At 66.8% G+C, this 600-nt stretch carries 1 protein-coding gene; it reads left to right on the top strand.

All coding sequences use genetic code 11. The features are described from left to right. A partial coding sequence (locus tag AACY08_RS28075) for a solute carrier family 23 protein (protein WP_339472359.1) occupies nt 1-600 on the top strand: 600 nt, incomplete at both ends.

Genomic DNA, 600 nt, shown 5'->3' with positions numbered 1-600 from the left:
GTCGGCGTCATGCCTTCGATCGCGATCGCCTCGCAGCCAGGTCTGGGCCTGGCGGGGGTCTACGGCGCGACGATCGCGGCCGGCCTCATCGTCATTCCGTTCGTCCCCCTCGCCGGCCGCCTACGCGCCATTCTGACGCCGACGGTGACCGGCACCGCCATGTTGCTGATCGGTTTGTCGCTGATGGGCGTCGCCATCGATTGGGCAGCCGGTGGCCGCGGGGCGGCAGATTACGGTGCGCCTCGCCACCTGCTCTTGTCCGGTGGGACCATGGCGACCATCCTTTTCGTTAGCCGTTTCGGGGGACGCTTCCTGGCAAACTGTGCCGTGCTGATCGGCATGGTTGCCGGGTTTCTCGCAGCAATACCCACCGGCTTGGTCGACTTCGGTACGGCCATCGCGTCGCCGCCACTGCGACTCGTCACGCCGTTCCATTTCGGCCCCCCGATCTTCGATCCCGCCGCTATCGCATCGATGGTTGTGGTGGTCTTGGTAACGCTGGTGGAGTCAAGCGGCATGCTGACGATGCTCGGCCAGCTTGTGGAGCGCCCGGTCGATCAGCGCGCACTCACGCGCGGGCTCAGGGCCGACTGCCTCGGC

Source organism: Pseudomonas sp. EL_65y_Pfl1_R83, assembly GCF_963970695.1.
Lineage (GTDB): Bacteria > Pseudomonadota > Gammaproteobacteria > Pseudomonadales > Pseudomonadaceae > Aquipseudomonas > Aquipseudomonas tritici.
Note: the sequence above shows the minus strand (reverse complement) of the source record. Positions and strands in the feature narration are given on the sequence as shown.